Source organism: Streptomyces sp. NPDC005533 (genome assembly GCF_042871845.1).
Taxonomy (GTDB): Bacteria; Actinomycetota; Actinomycetes; order Streptomycetales; family Streptomycetaceae; genus Streptomyces.
In genome coordinates this window covers 309,353-326,185 of sequence record NZ_JBIAJH010000001.1, presented here as the reverse complement: position 1 = coordinate 326,185, position 16,833 = coordinate 309,353, and the positions used below count along the sequence as shown (strand labels likewise).

The window sequence follows — 16,833 nt, the reverse complement described above, 5'->3', positions numbered from 1 at the left end:
ACACTCCGGGATCGTCGACCTGGGCGGCACCCTACCGGGCGGTACGACCGCCGGTCAGCTTCTGCCTGCGCCACATGACGAGCGGAACCGCTCCGACGAGGCCCAGCGCGGCCGGCCCGAGCCCGACCGGTGCCAGTCCGGAGGCCCCGAGACCCAGCGCGGTCGCGGCGGCCTGGTTGCCGATGCCCGGCTGGTCGAAGGTGGCCGGGACCGGCAGGGTGGACCAGCGGGTGAGCGGCCACGCGATCACGACGGCGCGCCCGACGACCTTGTCGACCGGAACGAAGCCCTGGGTGGAGTCCTGCATGTGGTAGCGGGAGTCCTGGGAGTTCTGCCGGTGGTCGCCCATCACCCAGATCTTGCCCTTGGGCACGGTGATCGGACCGAAGGGGGCGTCGTCACAAGGGGTGTTGCCGGGGAAGATGTACGGCTCGTCGAGCTCCTTGCCGTTGACGACGACCGGTCCCCCCTTCTTGCACTCGACCGTGTCGCCGCCGACGGCGATGGTCCGCTTGATCAGGTCCTTCTCCTCGGCGGACGGCATCAGGCCGATCCAGCTGAGGGCCTTCTGCACGATGTTCGGCTCCGGGGTCGGCTCCCCGGAGAGCCAGTTCGCGGGGTCGTGGAAGACCACGACCTCACCGCGCTCCGGCTCGGAACCGAACCACGGGGTCAGCTTGTCCACCAGCACCCGGTCACCGCGCTGCAGCGTGTCCTGCATCGAGTCGGACGGGATGGAGAACGCCTGCACCAGGAAGGTCTTGATCAGCAGGGCCAGCAGCAGGGCGATGCCGATGAGGAGCGGAAGTTCCTTCCAGAACGAGCGGTGCGCGCGCGCCGCGGTACCGTCCTCATCGGCGTCGCGCTCGACTGCATCGTCCGGCCGCTCCTCGCCCTCGTCGCGTCCGGATCGTGCGCCTACCGCCACATCCCCCACATCCACTCCTCACTCGCGATCGCCGCCCGCGCCGAAACAGACACGGGCCCTCCCCTCCCTTAACGAGCGGGAGTTCCCTAAGGCGCGGGAGACCGAAGACACACTATGCGAACGGCACGCCCCGACGGCGCTTACGCCGTCCGCGTCCTTCGCTGCGTGCCTGATCGGGCACCATGCGGAAGGTCGCGGGCTGTTCCAGTCGCTTCCAGTGCCCGAACGGCCAGGCGATCACCACGGCTTCGCCGACGACCCCCTTCTCGTCGATCGTGCCGTCGAAGGCCTCGTCGAGGTGGAAGCGCGAATCCGCCGAATTCGCCCGGTGGTCGCCCATGACGAAGAGCCGGCCGGGCGGCACCTCGACCTCGAAGGTGATCTCCGACGGGGCGTTGCCCGGGTTCACGTACGGCTCCTCGAGCGGGGAGCCGTTGACGGTGACCCGGCCCCGGCTGTCACAGCACTTGACGGTGTCACCGCCCACGCCGATGACGCGCTTGATGAGGTCCTGCTCGTCCGCCGAGGGCAGCAGGCCGATGAAGGTCAGGGTCTGCTTGATCTGTTTGACGCCGACCGGGTCCGGGGCCGGCCGGGCCGCCTCTCCCTTGAGCCAGCCGCCCGGGTCCTTGAACACGACGACGTCGCCGCGCTCGACCTTGGAGCCGAACCACGGGGTCAGCTTGTCGACGAGGACCCGGTCGCCGATCCGGATCGTCTGCTCCATCGAGCCCGAAGGGATGAAGAAGGCCTGCACGAGGAAGGTCTTGAGGAGCAGGGCTATGCACAGCGCCACCACGACCAGCAGCGGCAGTTCGCCGGCCCGGCGCGTGCGGCGCCGCCGGCGCACCTTGCGGGCCGTCCGGCGCCGTTCGGCCCGACCGCCCTCCACCACCGGTACGGGTGTCGGTTCCGGCTCCGGTTCGGGCTCCCGCTCCCGGCCGCCCCGCGGCCGTCCCCGGTTACCCATGACCGCCGCCGACCGCGCCCCAGCGCGAAACCGGCCAGCCGATCCAGTCGGCCCGTCCGATCACCATCTCCACCGGCACCATCCCCCCGCCCGGTTCCCCGAGGTGGTCCCGTGAGTCCCGGGACTGGGACCGATGATCTCCCATCACCCACAGGCTCCCCAGGGGTACGACGATCCGGAACGGCACCGTCGAGGGCGCGTCACCGGCATACAGGTACGGCTCGTCCAGCGGTACGCCGTTGACCTCGACCCGCCCGGCGGCGTCGCAGCACACCACGTCGTCACCGCCGACGCCCACGACCCGCTTCACGAAGTCGGTGTCGGACGGCTCCGCGAGCCCGAGCGCCGAGGCCGCGCCGTGCAGCAGCACGCCGACCGGATTGCCCTCCGGGCGTTCCCGTACGAAGGAGCCCGTGCCGTCGAAGACCACCACGTCCCCGCGGCCCGGCCGGTCGCCGAAACGGTACGCCAGCTTGTTGACCAGTACCCGGTCCCCGACCTGGAGCGTCGGCTCCATGGAGCGGCTCGGGATCAGGAAGGGCTGGACCACGAAGTTGCTGAAGAGCAGCAGGAAGACCGTGCAGATCACGCCGAGGAGTCCGGCCCGCCGCCAGGTCAGCGGGGACCGGGACGACGTCCGCCCCCGCGCGGGCGCCCCGTTGCGCCCACGCGCGGAGAACGCAAAACGCGGCCGCTCCTCCCCCTCGCCGGGGGAAGAGTGGCCGCGCTGCGTGTGAGGTGCTTCGGTGTCCATCGGGGGCGAGCCTATCCGGCCGCCCCCGAACACCGGAGGCGACCTTACTTGTCGCGCTTCTCCTTGATCTTCGCGGCCTTGCCGCGGAGCTCACGGAGGTAGTACAGCTTCGCACGGCGAACGTCACCGCGGGTGACGAGCTCGATCTTCTCGAAGATCGGGGAGTGGACCGGGAAGGTACGCTCCACGCCGACGCTGAAGGAGACCTTGCGGACGGTGAAGGTCTCGGAGACCCCGGCGCCCTGGCGACGGATGACGACGCCCTTGAACTGCTGGATACGGGAGCGGTTGCCCTCGATCACGCGGACGTGCACGTTGATCGTGTCACCCGGGCGGAAGGCCGGGACGTCCGAGCGGAGCGCGGCGGCGTTGACGCCATCGAGCAGGTGAGACATGTTCTTCGTCTGCTTTCTTCGCACGACGCCACAGGCCGCCGGGCGGGTTTCCGTAGAGAATTCGGGAGCTGTCCCACCCTGCGGGCGACGGTCCCCCTGTGGCAGGGGCGCTCGCGGGCGTACAGCAGCCGCCTATTCTTCCACGGCCTGCGGCCTGCGCCAAAATCGGCCGTCGGGGGACGGCGTCCAGCCCAGGATGGAGAGGATCTCCCGGTCCTTCTTGTCGAAGGCGGCGGCCTCGCAGCGCTCGATCAGGTCGGGGCGGTTCTGCGCGGTCCGGCGGAAGGCCTCGTCCCGGCGCCAGCGGGCGATCTTCCCGTGGTGGCCGCTGAGCAGCACCTCTGGGATGTCGCGGCCGCGCCACACCGGGGGCTTGGTGAAGACGGGCCCCTCCAGCAGGTTGGCCATCTCGCCCGGCGCGAAGGAGTCGTCGCGGTGGGATTCGGCGTTGCCGAGGACTCCGGGCAGCAGCCGGGCCACGGCCTCGGTGACGACCAGGACGGCGGCCTCGCCGCCCGCCAGGACGTAGTCGCCGATGGAGACCTCGTACACCGGCATGCGCGTGGCGTACTCGTCCATGACCCGGCGGTCGATGCCCTCGTACCGGGCCGGCGTGAAGATCAGCCAGGGCCGCTCGGAGAGCTCGACGGCCAGCTCCTGGGTGAAGGGCCGGCCGCTGGGCGTGGGGACGACCAGGACGGGCCCGTGCGCGCCCGCCTCGTAGCCGTCGGCCAGCGCCTGGTCCAGGGCCTCGCCCCACGGCTCGGTCTTCATGACCATGCCGGGACCGCCGCCGTACGGGGTGTCGTCGACCGTGTTGTGCCGGTCGTACGTCCAGTCCCGCAGGTCGTGGACGTGCACGTCGAGCTGGCCGCGGGCGCGGGCCTTGCCGACGAGGGAGACGTTCAGCGGCTCCAGGTACTCGGGGAAGATCGTGACGACGTCGAGTCGCATCAGGCGTCGTCCCCGGAGGCCTGCGCGTCCTCGTCACGGGACGAGGCGACGACCGCCTCGCGCTCGTCGATCAGCCCGGGCGGCGGGGTGATGACGCAGCGCTGCTCCTCCAGGTCGATCTCGGCGACGATCTCCTCGACGAAGGGGATCATCACCTCGGAGCCGTCCGGTCGCTCGACGATGAAGAGGTCCTGCGAGGGCAGGTGGGAGATCTCGGTGATCCGGCCGATCTCGGTGCCGTCCTCCAGTACCACGTCCAGGTCCATCAGCTGGTGGTCGTAGTACTCGTCCTCCTCCTCCGGCAGCTCCGCCGGGTCCACCTCGGCGATCAGCAGGATGTTGCGCAGTGCCTCGGCCCCGGTGCGGTCCTTGACGCCGGCGAAGCGGAGCAGCAGCCGGCCGCTGTGCACCCGGCCCGTCTCGATGGTCAGCGGTCCCGCGGTGACGGGGTCCGTCTTGAGCACCGCGCCGGGGCTGAGCCGCAGCTCCGGCTCGTCCGTGCGCACCTCGACGGTGACCTCACCCTTGATGCCGTGGGCGCGGCCGATCCGCGCGACTACCAGCTCCACTGTGGTCTCTCTCCTGTTCAGACGACGACGGGCCGGGGTGGGCACGAATGCCCTCCCCGGCCCGTGCCGGTGATTCAACTGCTCAGCGGACCTGGTCCACGTCGACGAGGTCGACGCGGATCCCACGGCCGCCGATGGCGCCCACGACGGTACGCAGAGCACGCGCGGTGCGGCCGTTGCGGCCGATCACCTTGCCGAGGTCGTCCGGGTGGACCCGGACCTCGAGCACCTGCCCGCGGCGCAGGTTGCGCGAGGCGACCTGCACTTCGTCGGGGTTGTCCACAATGCCCTTTACGAGGTGCTCAAGAGCCTCCTCGAGCATGATCAGGCCTCGGTCGACTCGGCGGCGGCCTCAGCCTCGTCCGCCTTCTTGTCGGCCTTCTTCGCCTTCTGCGTGATGGCCTCGCCCTTGCCCTCGCCGATGCCCTCGAGGGCCTTGGCGAACTCGTCGAAGGAGCGACGCTTGCTCTCCTTCGTCTCCGGCTGCAGGAGCGGCGCGGGGGCGGGGAGACCCTTGTGGGCCTGCCAGTCACCGGTCAGCTTCAGGATGGCGAGCACAGCCTCGGTGGGCTGGGCGCCGACGGACAGCCAGTACTGCGCACGCTCGGCGTTGACCTCGATGCGCGACGGGTTGTAGGTCGGGTGGTAGATACCGATCTCCTCGATCGCGCGACCATCCCGGCGGGTGCGGGCGTCGGCGACGACGATGCGGTAGTGCGGCTGGCGAATCTTGCCGAGGCGCTTGAGCTTGATCTTGACTGCCACTGGAGTGGTGTCTCCTGAACTTGACGTGGTTGGGCACATGAGATGCCACGTGGGGTTGCGGTACTCGGGTGCCCGATGGACGCGTCAGCCGGAGGAGAGAGGGGTCCTATGCGACTGTCGAGTACAGCTAGCCATTGTGCCATACGCCCGCGGCGCGCTCGGCCGGGCGGGACGGTCCGGCTCGCGCGGGCGGCCCGCTCCCCCACCGGTGCGGACATGCCGTGCCGCGGGGACGGCGGTGCGGGGCGCGGGGAGCGGCCCACCGGGGGTGCGGCGGTGCGGGCTGCCCGCGTGCGCGCCGTCGGCGGTCGCCCCGGTGGGGGCGAGGGCCCGGCGGCCCGTTCGCCGTGGGGCGGTGGCCCCGGTGGCGACGGTGACGGCGGTCAGGAGGCCGCCGCGATGGCGACTTCGGGGATGCGGAAGGGCTTCATGCACCCACCACACACGATCGGCGCCTGGGCCAGCACGGAGGGGACCACCCGCACGTTGCGCCCGCAGTCGCAGACCGCCTTCACGCGCACGCCGCCGCCGGAGGACCCGTGCCGGGCGGCCGGTCCGCGGAAGCTGCGTTTGGTGTCGGCGGCCGTGGCGGCGGTGTGCGCCTTGAGGGCGCGCTGCAGCCGTTCGATGGTGGGGCGATAGCGCCGCTTCGCCTCCGGATTGAGCGTGACGAGCGAGAAGCCGCTGCTGGCGTGCGGTTCCTCGGAGTGGTCCAGCCCCAGCTCCTCGGCGATCGCGAGGAATCTGCGGTTGTGGTAGCGGCCGGCGCGCGAGGTGTCTCGGACTCCGCGGGCGGCGGCGATGCCGTGGACTGCCTCGTGCAGCAGTCGCTCGAAGGAGAGCTCGGCGCCGCAGGCGGACGAGGACTCTCCGATCAGGGACTCGGGCGCGGCAAGGTCAGGCAGCTCGGGGTGGTGCCGCTGAATATCGGCCCACGCCTGCGCCAGCTCTGCGGCGAGAACAGGTGGTGTCGTGCTCACGTCGTGACAACGAGCCGGGGTGCCCCGGTGTTCCGATTCCGGGCCATTCCAAATTTTTTGCACGTACCAGTCAGTTCAGTCTCATGCGTCCGGAGGAGGACGGGTGCGCCGATCCCAGGAGGAGTCGGTACGTAACGAGGACCACCGACGCAGCCGCCCCGGCGCGCGGCACGAGCCGCACGCCGGGGCGCAGGAGCCTTCGGGGCCCGACTAGTACGAGCGCGCGACGATCGCGAGGGTACCGGGAGCGTCGTCCGCCTCGGGAACCGACCCGTCCGCGGCGATCAGGCAGCGCACGGAGACGGCCTGCTCGGCCAGCTTCGCCTCGCCCTCGGGACCTAGGTCCGCCCACGGGATCCGCGCCCAGCCACCGGCGACGGCGGCCTCGGCGGCCTCCTCGATGGTCGCGACGTCGCAGGTGCGGGACTCGCGGCGCTCGCGGGACTCGCGCAGCAGCTGCGCCTGGTCCTCGTCGAGCACCTTGGGCAGCAGGTCGGCGAGCGCGTCGATCTGCACCGGGGTCTTCCCGCCCGGGATCCGGCGGGCCAGCATCGCGGTGCCGGCCTCCAGGTCGCGGGGGCCGATCTCGATGCGCACCGGTACGCCCTTGAGCTCCCAGTCCACGGCGCGACGGCCGAAGGGGGTGTCCACGCGGTCGTCGACCTGGACGCGGAGACCGGCCGCCTTCAACTGGGCGCCGAGCTCGCGGACCTTGGCGACGGCCTCGTCGCCCTTGATCGCCATGACGACGACCTGGACGTGCGCGAGGCGCGGCGGCACCCGCAGGCCGTTGTCGTCGCCGTGCGACATGATCAGGCCGCCGACCATGCGGGTCGAGACGCCCCACGAGGTCTGCCAGACGAGCTCCTGCTTGCCTTCCTTCGACAGGTACTGGGTGTTGAAGGCCTTGGCGAAGTTGGTGCCGAGCTCGTGGCTCGTGCCCAGCTGCAGGGCCTTGCCGTCGCCCATCATGCCCTCGAGGGTGAGGGTGTTGATGGCGCCGGCGAAGCGCTCCTTGGCGGTCTTGCGGCCGAGCACGACGTCGATGCCGAGCACGTTCGTCATGAAGTCGCCGTAGACGTCCGTGTGGATGCGGGCGGCGTAGTCGCGGGCGTCCTCGTAGGTGGCGTGGGCGGTGTGGCCCTCCTGCCAGAGGAACTCGCTCGTACGGAGGAACACCCGCGGGCGCATCTCCCAGCGCACCACGTTGGCCCACTGGTTGATCAGCAGGGGCAGGTCGCGGTAGCTCTGGACCCACTTGGAGAAGTAGTCGTTGATGATCGTCTCGGACGTGGGCCGGACGACGACCGGCTCTTCCAGCTCCTTGCCGCCGCCGTGCGTGACGACCGCGAGCTCGGGGGCGAAGCCCTCGACGTGCTCGGCTTCCTTCGTCAGGTACGACTGGGGGATGAAGAGCGGGAAGTACGCGTTCTGGGCGCCCGCGTCCTTGATGCGCGCGTCCATCTCCTGCTGCATCCGCTCCCACAGGCCGTAGCCGTACGGTCGGATGACCATGGTGCCGCGGACCGGACCGTTGTCGGCCAGCTCGGCCTTGTTGATCAGATCCTGGTACCAGCGGGGGAAATCCTCCGCCTGCGGGGTGAGAACGGGTGCCTTTGCCATGCCGCGAATCGTACGGCGCCGGGCACGCGATGCGTGAATCGGGTGGCGCGCTCCTCTGGACGCGGGGGCGAATGGGGAGTTCCCTGGCAACGGGGGCATGGGGGCGACACGGAATCAGGAGCGCTCTTTCGATGACACCGACGCCGACGGCGACGCTCGTCGCCCGGGACTGGGCGGAGATCCAGGAACGGATGCTGGTACCGCTGTACGAAGCGGTCTACGACCGACTGGAGGTAGGGCCGGGTGACCGGCTGCTGGGCCTCGACTGCGGGGCGGGCCTGCCCCTGCTGCTCGCGGCCGGGCGGGGAGCCGTGGCCACGGGCGTGGAGGCGGATCCGGCCCGGCGGGCCCTGGCCCGTGAGCGGTTGCTGGAGGTGCTGGCGGCACCGCCGTCGGCGCCGCGCCCGTACGACGCCCTGCTGGCCTTCTCCCCGTCGCCGGCGGCGCTGGCCGCGGCCCTGCCCGCGGTGCGCCGCGGCGGGGCGGTGGTGCTGGCCGACTGGGGCCCGGCGGAGCGCTGCACGGTACCCGCGGTCCTGGGGGGCGGGCCCTCGCCCCGCGACCTGGACGCGCTGGTGGAGGGGGCCGGACTCACACCGGACGGATCGGGGCGGGTGTTCTGCCCGTTCGGGTACGCGGACGTGGACAGCGCGGTGCGCGGGCTGGTGTCGACCGGGCTCTACGCCGGCGCGGCCGATCCGGCGCTGGCGGAGAAGGAGCTGGCCGAGGCGCTTCACCCGTTCGAGCGGTCCGACGGCGCCGTGTGGCTGCCGAACATCTTCCGGTACGTGATCGCCCGCACGGGCTGATTCCCGCGCGGCCGTCCCGTCGGCCGGCCGGCCGTCCGTCCCGCCGTCCCGCCGTCCGTCAGTCGGTGTCGTGGGCCTTCGTCAGGCGGGTGATCCCGGCGGCGGCGTAGGCGGCCGCCTCGTCCAGGGTCTCGTTGGCGAGCAGGGCCTCGGCCAGGGCGTCGAGCTGCGGCCGGTGTTCGCGCAGCAGGCGGCAGGCGTCCATGTAGCACTCGTCGACGATCCGCCGCATCTCGTGGTCGACCGCGTCGAGGGTGGCGGGGGCGGCGGACAGGCCGTAGGGGCCGCCTCCGTCGGAGGGGATGGCGGTGAGCTTGCCGACGCGGTCGCTCATGCCCCAGCGGCCGACCATGCCGCGGACGATGTTGGTGACCTGTTCGAGGTCGTTCTCGGCGCCGGTGGTGATGACGTCGTAGACGACGTGTTCGGCGGCCATGCCGCCGAGCGCCCCGATGATGCGGCCGCGCAGGTACTCCTCGGTGTACGCGTACCTGTCGGCGTCCGGCGTGGAGAGGGTGACGCCGAGGGCGCGGCCGCGGGGCACGATCGTGATCTTGCGGACCGGGTCGGCGCCCGGCTGGAGCATGCCCAGGAGGGCGTGGCCGCTCTCGTGGTACGCGGTGCGCCGGCGTTCCTCCAGCGGCATCACCAGGGACCGCTCCGCGCCGAGCTGGACCTTCTCCAGGGCGTCGGAGAGGTCGGACTGGGTGACCTGGTCCTGCCGGCGCTTCACGGCGAGCAGCGCGGCCTCGTTGGCGAGGTTGGCCAGTTCGGCGCCGGTCATTCCGGGGGTGGTGCGGGCGACCTGCGCGAGGTCGACGCCGGGGCCGAGCGGGATGTCCCGGGTGTGGATGCGCAGGATGGCCTCGCGGCCGGCCCGGTCGGGCGGGGAGACGGCCACCGTGCGGTCGAAGCGGCCCGGCCGGGTCAGGGCGGGGTCGAGGACGTCGGCCCGGTTGGTGGCGGCGAGGACGACCACCCCCTCCGAGCCGGAGAAGCCGTCCATCTCGGTGAGGATCTGGTTCAGGGTCTGTTCGCGCTCGTCGTGGCCGCCCATGGCCGCGCCGCCGCCGCGCACCCGGCCAATGGTGTCGATCTCGTCGATGAAGATGATCGCGGGGGCCACTTTGCGCGCCTCGGTGAAGAGCTCGCGGACGCGGGAGGCGCCGACGCCGACGATCATCTCGATGAACTCGGAGGCGGAGGCGGAGAAGAACGGCACCCCGGCCTCGCCCGCGACCGCGCGCGCCAGCAGGGTCTTTCCGGTGCCGGGCGGGCCGGACAGGAGGACGCCGCCGGGCATCCGGGCGCCCAGTTTCCGGTAGGTCTGCGGGTTCTTGAGGAAGTCGACGACGTCGTTGAGCTCGCCCTCGACCTCGTCGATGCCGGCGACGTCCTCGAAGGTGGTGCGCTTGTCACCCGTCTCCAGTTCCACCGGTCTGGGCGGGGCCTTGCGCCCGAGGGCTCCCATGCCGCCCATCCCCGAGCCCATCCGGCGGGCGATGACCACCCACAGGAGGACCAGCAGGAGCATCGGGGCGAGGGAGAGCAGCAGGTTGGCGAGGAAGCTGCGCTGCACGACGACCGGGGAGGCCGTCACGGTCACGTTCTGCTTGGTGAGGTCGGCCCACAGGTCGTCGTCGGCGAAGGCCGGGCGCTGGGTGACGAATTTGGTGTAGTCGCCCTTGTCCCCGTCGGGCAGTGGCTGCTTGGCCTTCAGCTCGCCCTGGATCGCGTCGCCCTTGGAGTAGATCTTCGAGACGTTGCCGTCGGCCACCTGCTTGCTGAACTCGGTGTACGAGATCGTCGGCTCGTCCCCCTCGTTGAAGAAGGACAGCACCAGGTTGGTCACCAGGTAGACGATCAGGGCGGCGAGGATCAGTCCCCGCCAGCCGCCCGGCATCCTCTTCTTCGGCGGAGGGGTGGGCGGGGCGCCTTCCGAGCGCCAGGGCGTGTCGGCCCTGTCTCGGGGAGGTACGGGGGTGGGGCTGGGCACGGGGCGCCTCCTTCTGCCATCCTCCCGGCCGACGATAAGCGACAAATCGACCCGTTGCCCCGCAGAGCACAGAGGGCCCCGGCCGTGGGATCACGACCGGGGCCCTCCGCTGTCCGCCTGCGCGGGTACTACTTCATGAACTTCTTGAACTCGTCCGGAAGGTCGAAGTCCTGGCCCGGCTGGCCGCCGCCGGCGGGAAGGCCGAAGGGGCTGCCGCCGGCCGCGGGCTCGATCGCCTGCGGGCCCTGCTCGCGGCGGGCCGCTGCCGCGGCCTCCTCTTCCTTGCGCTTCATCGGGTTGCCGCTCTTGCGCTTGCCCTTGGCCTGCTTGACCTGCTTCTTCTGCCGGCCGGGGCCGCCGCCCATCCCGGGGATGCCCGGCATGCCCGGCATGCCGCCGCCCTGGGCCATGCGGGACATCATCTTGCGGGCGTCGAAGAACCGCTCGACGAGCGCCTTGACGGCGCTGACCTCGGTGCCGGAACCCTTGGCGATACGGGCACGGCGCGAGCCGTTGATGATCGTCGGGTCCTGGCGCTCGGCCGGGGTCATCGACTTGATGATCGCGGCGGTGCGGTCCACGTCGCGCTCGTCGATGTTGTTGATCTGTTCCTTGATCTGCCCCATGCCGGGCAGCATGCCGAGCAGCTTGGAGATGGAGCCCATCTTGCGGACCTGCTCCATCTGGGCCAGGAAGTCGTCGAGCGTGAACTCCTTGGGACCCTTGGCGAGCTTGGCCGCCATCTTCTCGGCCTCGGCCTGCGAGAAGGTCTTCTCGGCCTGCTCGATGAGGGTGAGCATGTCACCCATGTCGAGGATCCGGCCCGCCATGCGGTCGGGGTGGAAGGCGTCGAACTCGTCGAGCTTCTCGCCGTTCGAGGCGAACATGATCTGCTTGCCGGTGACGTGCGCGATGGAGAGCGCGGCACCACCGCGGGCGTCGCCGTCGAGCTTCGAGAGCACGACGCCGTCGAAGCCGACGCCGTCGCGGAAGGCCTCGGCGGTGTTGACCGCGTCCTGACCGATCATGGCGTCGACGACGAAGAGGATCTCGTCGGGGCTGACGGCGTCGCGGATGTCCGCGGCCTGCTGCATCAGCTCCTGGTCGATGCCGAGGCGGCCGGCGGTGTCGACGATGACGATGTCGTGCTGCTTGGTCCGCGCGTACTCGACGGAGTCCTTGGCGACCTGGACCGGGTCACCGACGCCGTTGCCCGGCTGGGGGCCGTAGAAGGCCACGCCGGCGCGGTCGGCGACGACGGAGAGCTGGTTGACGGCGTTGGGGCGCTGGAGGTCGCAGGCGACGAGGAGCGGGGTGTGGCCCTGCCCCTTGAGCCAGAGGCCGAGCTTTCCGGCGAGGGTGGTCTTACCGGCACCCTGGAGACCGGCCAGCATGATCACGGTGGGCGCGGTCTTGGCGAAGCGCAGCCGCCGGGTCTCGCCGCCGAGGATCGTGACGAGCTCGTCGTTGACGATCTTCAGGACCTGCTGGCCGGGGTTCAGCGCCTTGCTGACCTCCTCGCCGCGGGCCCTTTCCTTGACGTTCGCGATGAAGGAGCGGACGACCGGGAGGGCGACGTCGGCCTCGAGGAGGGCGATACGGATTTCCCGGGCCGCGGAGTCGATGTCAGCCTCGGACAGCCGGCCTTTGCCGCGCAGGCCCTTGAAGGTATTCGCCAAGCGGTCGGAGAGCGTATCGAACACGGTGGTCGCGATTCCTCGGGTCGGGGGCGTTGTGGTCGTCCCCCAGGGTATCCGGCCGTACCACGTGGTGGACCCGGCGGCCCGAACCGGGGCTCCGGCCCGCACCCCGCGGAGCCCCCGCCGGCGGCGCCGCACCCGTACGGGCCGGCGCCCGGCGGGGCTACGACAGGGCGGCCTGCACCGCCCCGGCCAGGGCGGCGGCCTCCGCGGGCGCCAGGGGTTTGCCCTCGGCGTCGGTCACGTACAGCGTGTCCACCGCGTTCGCGCCCAGCGTGGAGACGTGCGCGCTGCGGACCCGCACGCCCCTGGACTCCAGCGCCCGCCCGATCCGGTGCAGCAGGCCCACCGCGTCGGGAGCCCGCACCTCCAGGACCGTGGCCATCGAGGAGACGTCGGGGACGACCGCGACCCGGGGCGGCGGCGGGACCACCCCGCGCCGGCGCGGGTACGCCGCCTCGCGGTCCGCCAGCTTCGCCGGGACGTCCAGCGATCCGTCCAGCGCGCGGACGAGGTCGCTGCGCAGCCGTGCGGCCTCGGGCAGCGCGCCGTACTCCGCCGCCACCCGCCACCGCAGCACCAGGACCTCTCCCAGCCGGTCCGGGAGCTCCGTGGAGCGCAGGTCCGCCGCCCGTACGGTGAGCCGGTGCAGGGCCAGCACCCCGGCGACCGCCGGGAGGACCCCCGGCTGGTCGGGGACGGCCACGACCAGTTCCCCGCCGACCGCGTCCGCCTCCTCCTGCCGCACGTGGAGCGCGAGCACCGGCTCGCGGGTGCGCAGGGCCTCGACCGCCAGGCGTTCCTGTTCCGTGGTCGGGATCTGCGCCTCCCGGACCGCCGGGGCCGTGCCGCGCAGCACGGCGGCGACCCGCGTGACCAGGTCCGCCACCAGCGAGCCCCGCCATGCGCTCCACGCCGCGGGTCCGGTGGCCAGGGCGTCCGCCTCCGTCAGGGCGTGCAGTATCTCCAGCGTGCCCACCGACCCGACGGCCTCCGCGACCGAGGCGACGGTGGCCGGGTCGTCCAGGTCGCGCCGGGTCGCGGTGTCGATCAGCAGCAGGTGGTGCCGTACGAGCGTCCCCAGTACGGCGGCGTCCTGCGCGTCGAAGCCCACGCGGGCGGCGACGTCGCGGGCGATCGTCTCGCCGGCCACCGAGTGGTCGCCCGGCCAGCCCTTGCCGATGTCGTGCAGGAGGGCCGCCGTCAGCAGCAGGTCGGGGCGGCCGACGCGGCGGGTGAGGGCCGCGGCCCGCACCGCCGTCTCGATGAGGTGGCGGTCCACCGTCCAGGTGTGGACGGGGTTGCGCTGCGGGCGGCAGCGCACCCGCTCCCAGTCGGGGAGCAGCCGCGTGATCAGGCCTTCCGCCTCCAGGGCCTCCCACACGGCGACCATGGGCTCCCCCGCCCCGAGCAGGGTCACCAGCTGTTCCCGCGCCTCGGCCGGCCAGGGCACCGGGAGCGCTTTGGCCTGCGCCGCGAGCCTGCGTACGGCGTGCAGCGATACGGGGAGACCCGCCTGCGCGGCGGCCGCGGCGAACCGCAGGGTCAGGACGGGGTCGCGCTCGGGACGCGCCGCCAGGGCCAGGACGGCCTCGCCGTCGGACTCCACCACGCCCTCGGCCAGCGGTGCCCGGGCGGCGGCCGCGGCGGCCCGGGCGCCCAGCAGCCCGCGCAGCCGGGGCCGTGCGGCGCGGGCCCGCAGCACCCGCCCGACCTCCCGCCAGGTCACGTCGCCGGCGTACGCGACGACCCGCGCGGCCTCGTACACCTCGCGGAGCAGCGCGTCCGCGTCGAGCAGCCCGAGCTGCGCCGCGACCTGGTCCTGTTCCTGGAGCGAGAGCCGGTCGGTGGCCCGGCCGGTCACCAGGTGGAGGGCGTCGCGCGCGTCGAGGAGCCGCAGCCGGGCCTCGGCGAGGCCGTCGCGCGGGGCGTCGGCGAGCCAGGAGGCCGCGACGGCCCGCAGGGCGGTGACGTCGCGGAGCCCGCCGCGGGCCTCCTTGAGGTCGGGTTCGAGCAGGAAGCGGAGCTCGCCGGCGCGCTCGGCCCGCTCGCGGCACAGGGCGTGCAGTTGCGGGAGCCGTTTGGCGGCCTGGTTGCGCCAGTCGGCCAGGACGGACGTCCGCAGTCCGGCGAGGAGTCCGGCGTCGCCGGCGACGGTCCGGGCGTCGAGGAGGCCGAGCTGGACCTTGAGGTCCTCGGCAGCGGTCTTGCGGGCCTCGCCGGGGGTGCGTACCGAGTGGTCGAGGGCGAGGCCGAGGTCCCACACCGGGTACCAGAGGCGGTCGGCCAGCGCGCTCAGCGCCCGCGGTTCCGCCTTGCCGTCGTGGAGCAGCACCAGGTCGAGGTCGCTGCGCGGGGAGAGTTCGGCCCGTCCGTAGCCGCCGACGGCGACCAGGGTGGCGCCGCGGACGCCGGTCTCCCGTACGGCGGTCGTGAACAGGGCGTTCAGCCAGTCGTCGGTCAGTCCGGCCAGGGCGGAACGCCGCGAGGGCCCGGACCGCGACTCCTCCTGGAGGAGTCGCAGCCGGGCCGCGGCGTATCCGCCGGGTCCCGGGTCGGCCGTGTGGTCCGTGGTCTTTTCCACGCTCGTCACCCGGGAGCTCCCGTCACCTAGAGCGCGTCAGCGCCGCGCTCGCCGGTGCGGACCCGTACGACGGAGTCCACGGGGACGCTCCACACCTTGCCGTCTCCGATCTTGCCGGTGGCCGCCGCGCTCACGATGACGCGGATCAGTTCCTCGGCGTCGGAGTCGTCGACCAGGACCTCGATGCGGATCTTGGGGACGAGGTCGACCTGGTACTCGGCACCGCGGTAGACCTCGGTGTGGCCGCGCTGGCGGCCGTAGCCGCTGGCCTCGGTGACCGTGAGGCCCTGCACTCCGAAGGTCTGGAGGGCTTCCTTGATCTCGTCCAGCTTGTGCGGCTTGACGATCGCGGTGATCAGCTTCATGCGTCAACCTTCTTGCTCGCGGCGGAGGGGGCGGGTGCGGCGGTGCCGCGCGAGGCCGCGCCGCCACCGGCTCCGCTGAAGTCGTAGGCGGTCTCGGCGTGTTCGACCTGGTCGATGCCGGCGACCTCGACGTCCTCGCTGACCCGCATTCCGATCGTCTTGTCGAGGAGGAAGGCGAGCAGCGCGGACGCCACCAGAGAGTAGGCGAGGACGGAGAAGACCCCGACGGCCTGCTTGCCGAGCTGTTCGAAGCCGCCGCCGTAGAAGAGGCCGGCCACGTCGGACTGGACCCCGCCGGTGGCGAAGAGGCCGACGAGGAGGGAGCCGACGACGCCGCCGACGAGGTGGACGCCGACCACGTCGAGGGAGTCGTCGTAGCCGAACCTGTACTTGAGGCCGACCGCCATGGCGCAGAGCACACCGGCGATGGCGCCGACCGCGATGGCCCCGAGCGGGCTGACCGCACCGCCGGAGGGGGTGATCGCGACGAGGCCGGCGACCGCGCCGGAGGCGGCGCCGAGGGTGGTGAAGGAGCCGTGGCGCAGCTTCTCGTAGCCGAGCCAGGCGAGCATGGCGGCGGCGGTGGCGACCTGGGTGTTCACGAACATGACCGCGCCGACGCCGTCGTCGTTGCCGAGCCAGGAGCCCGCGTTGAAGCCGAACCAGCCGAACCAGAGCAGACCGGCGCCGAGCATCACGAGGGGCAGGCTGTGCGGGCGCATCGGGTCCTTCTTGAAGCCGACGCGCTTGCCGATGACCAGGATCACGCCGAGGGCGGCGGCGCCGGCGTTGATGTGGACGGCCGTGCCGCCCGCGAAGTCGATGACGCCGAGCTCGAAGAGCCAGCCGCCCGCGCCCCAGACCCAGTGGGCCACGGGGAAGTAGACGACGGTGACCCACAGGACGGTGAACAGGGCCCAGGCGCTGAACTTCACCCGGTCGGCGAGGGCGCCGCTGATCAGGGCCGGGGTGATGACGGCGAACATCAGCTGGAAGACGGCGAAGACGTAGACCGGGATGGTGTAGCCGTCCCACAGCTCGGTGATCCCGATGCCGCTGAGGCCGACGTAGTCGGAGTTCCAGCCGATGAGGGAGCCTGAGTCGGTGCCGAAGGCGAGGCTGAAGCCGTAGAGGACCCAGAGGATCGTGACGATCCCCAGGCTGATGAAGCTCATCATCAGCATGTTGAGGCTGCTCTTGACGCGGACCATGCCTCCGTAGAAGAAGGCGAGTCCCGGGGTCATCAGCATGACCAGGGCGGAGCAGATGAGCATGAACCCGGTGTTCGCGGCAGACAGCGTCGGGGCGTCTGCCGCGAGGGTCGTGATGGCTGATGCCATCGGCGTCTCCTCGTCGTCGGTACGTTCGCGTGCGGGCGATCGTGAAAACCTGAGCGGCGGTATTGGGAACTGGCCGGTTATTGGCCATGAGATTCGCGCAG

The 16,833-nt window shown here is 71.8% G+C and carries 15 protein-coding genes and 1 pseudogene; 1 reads left to right on the top strand and 15 read right to left on the bottom strand.

The features are described from left to right. Positions 1 to 31 precede the first annotated feature (31 nt). From lepB (ACFYP3_RS01480) to proS, 10 genes and pseudogenes are all read right to left on the bottom strand, one after another. On the bottom strand, positions 32 to 928 hold the full coding sequence (lepB, locus tag ACFYP3_RS01480) for a signal peptidase I (RefSeq protein WP_388824927.1): 897 nt from the start codon (positions 926 to 928) through the stop codon (positions 32 to 34). Then, a pseudogene (gene lepB / locus ACFYP3_RS01475) lies at positions 852 to 1,898 on the bottom strand (signal peptidase I). Before lepB (ACFYP3_RS01475) ends, lepB (ACFYP3_RS01480) begins: the two are co-directional and overlap by 77 nt. Next, a complete protein-coding gene (gene lepB / locus ACFYP3_RS01470; protein ID WP_388824924.1) occupies positions 1,891 to 2,652 on the bottom strand; it encodes a signal peptidase I in 762 nt (253 codons plus the stop codon). Before lepB (ACFYP3_RS01470) ends, lepB (ACFYP3_RS01475) begins: the two are co-directional and overlap by 8 nt. 44 nt (positions 2,653 to 2,696) lie before the next feature. Beyond that, entirely contained in the window at positions 2,697 to 3,047 is a 351-nt protein-coding gene (gene rplS / locus ACFYP3_RS01465) for a 50S ribosomal protein L19 (protein WP_030823745.1), read from the bottom strand. A 132-nt stretch (positions 3,048 to 3,179) separates the two neighbouring features. Further along, a complete protein-coding gene (trmD, locus tag ACFYP3_RS01460) occupies positions 3,180 to 4,001 on the bottom strand; it encodes a tRNA (guanosine(37)-N1)-methyltransferase TrmD (RefSeq protein WP_388824921.1) in 822 nt (273 codons plus the stop codon). Beyond that, positions 4,001 to 4,570: a ribosome maturation factor RimM gene (rimM, locus tag ACFYP3_RS01455; RefSeq protein ID WP_388824918.1), complete on the bottom strand. Its 570-nt coding sequence runs from the start codon at positions 4,568 to 4,570 to the stop codon at positions 4,001 to 4,003. The genes trmD and rimM overlap by 1 nt, the downstream gene beginning before the upstream one ends. An 82-nt stretch (positions 4,571 to 4,652) precedes the next feature. Beyond that, complete coding sequence (locus ACFYP3_RS01450) at positions 4,653 to 4,892, bottom strand: RNA-binding protein (protein ID WP_030011889.1); 240 nt, start codon at positions 4,890 to 4,892, stop codon at positions 4,653 to 4,655. Between the two features lie 2 nt (positions 4,893 to 4,894). Then, the gene (gene rpsP, locus ACFYP3_RS01445; RefSeq protein ID WP_030386406.1) at positions 4,895 to 5,335 is read right to left on the bottom strand and encodes a 30S ribosomal protein S16; all 441 of its coding nucleotides are present in this window, start codon (positions 5,333 to 5,335) and stop codon (positions 4,895 to 4,897) included. A 383-nt stretch (positions 5,336 to 5,718) separates the two neighbouring features. Further along, entirely contained in the window at positions 5,719 to 6,315 is a 597-nt protein-coding gene (locus ACFYP3_RS01440) for a hypothetical protein (protein ID WP_030708534.1), read from the bottom strand. Between the two features lie 210 nt (positions 6,316 to 6,525). Then, a complete protein-coding gene (gene proS / locus ACFYP3_RS01435; RefSeq protein WP_388824912.1) occupies positions 6,526 to 7,938 on the bottom strand; it encodes a proline--tRNA ligase in 1,413 nt (470 codons plus the stop codon). A 131-nt stretch (positions 7,939 to 8,069) separates the two neighbouring features. Between proS and ACFYP3_RS01430 the strand changes: the two genes are divergently transcribed. Beyond that, positions 8,070 to 8,747: a class I SAM-dependent methyltransferase gene (locus ACFYP3_RS01430; protein ID WP_388824909.1), complete on the top strand. Its 678-nt coding sequence runs from the start codon at positions 8,070 to 8,072 to the stop codon at positions 8,745 to 8,747. A 58-nt stretch (positions 8,748 to 8,805) separates the two neighbouring features. Here the strand turns inward: ACFYP3_RS01430 and ftsH are convergent, their stop codons facing one another. The 5 genes from ftsH to ACFYP3_RS01405 form a co-directional block, all read right to left on the bottom strand. Continuing rightward, a complete protein-coding gene (ftsH, locus tag ACFYP3_RS01425; RefSeq protein ID WP_388824906.1) occupies positions 8,806 to 10,743 on the bottom strand; it encodes an ATP-dependent zinc metalloprotease FtsH in 1,938 nt (645 codons plus the stop codon). Positions 10,744 to 10,871: 128 nt separating this feature from the next. Next, entirely contained in the window at positions 10,872 to 12,446 is a 1,575-nt protein-coding gene (gene ffh / locus ACFYP3_RS01420) for a signal recognition particle protein (RefSeq protein ID WP_388824903.1), read from the bottom strand. Between the two features lie 160 nt (positions 12,447 to 12,606). Then, complete coding sequence (locus tag ACFYP3_RS01415) at positions 12,607 to 15,036, bottom strand: [protein-PII] uridylyltransferase (protein ID WP_388824901.1); 2,430 nt, start codon at positions 15,034 to 15,036, stop codon at positions 12,607 to 12,609. A 17-nt stretch (positions 15,037 to 15,053) separates the two neighbouring features. Then, the gene (locus ACFYP3_RS01410) at positions 15,054 to 15,392 is read right to left on the bottom strand and encodes a P-II family nitrogen regulator (RefSeq protein ID WP_030708521.1); all 339 of its coding nucleotides are present in this window, start codon (positions 15,390 to 15,392) and stop codon (positions 15,054 to 15,056) included. Beyond that, positions 15,389 to 16,732, bottom strand: a complete 1,344-nt coding sequence (locus ACFYP3_RS01405; protein WP_388824898.1) for an ammonium transporter — start codon at positions 16,730 to 16,732, stop codon at positions 15,389 to 15,391. The genes ACFYP3_RS01410 and ACFYP3_RS01405 overlap by 4 nt, the downstream gene beginning before the upstream one ends. Positions 16,733 to 16,833 lie beyond the last annotated feature (101 nt).

What these genes read in the sequence shown, in the direction of transcription:
- lepB (WP_388824924.1), bottom strand. Translation starts at nt 2,652, where the DNA reads ATGGACACCGAAGCACCTCACACGCAGCGCGGCCACTCTTCCCCCGGC.
- rplS (WP_030823745.1), bottom strand. Translation starts at nt 3,047, where the DNA reads ATGTCTCACCTGCTCGATGGCGTCAACGCCGCCGCGCTCCGCTCGGAC.
- trmD (WP_388824921.1), bottom strand. Translation starts at nt 4,001, where the DNA reads ATGCGACTCGACGTCGTCACGATCTTCCCCGAGTACCTGGAGCCGCTG.
- ACFYP3_RS01450 (WP_030011889.1), bottom strand. Translation starts at nt 4,892, where the DNA reads ATGCTCGAGGAGGCTCTTGAGCACCTCGTAAAGGGCATTGTGGACAAC.
- proS (WP_388824912.1), bottom strand. Translation starts at nt 7,938, where the DNA reads ATGGCAAAGGCACCCGTTCTCACCCCGCAGGCGGAGGATTTCCCCCGC.
- ACFYP3_RS01430 (WP_388824909.1), top strand. Translation starts at nt 8,070, where the DNA reads ATGACACCGACGCCGACGGCGACGCTCGTCGCCCGGGACTGGGCGGAG.
- ACFYP3_RS01410 (WP_030708521.1), bottom strand. Translation starts at nt 15,392, where the DNA reads ATGAAGCTGATCACCGCGATCGTCAAGCCGCACAAGCTGGACGAGATC.
- ACFYP3_RS01405 (WP_388824898.1), bottom strand. Translation starts at nt 16,732, where the DNA reads ATGGCATCAGCCATCACGACCCTCGCGGCAGACGCCCCGACGCTGTCT.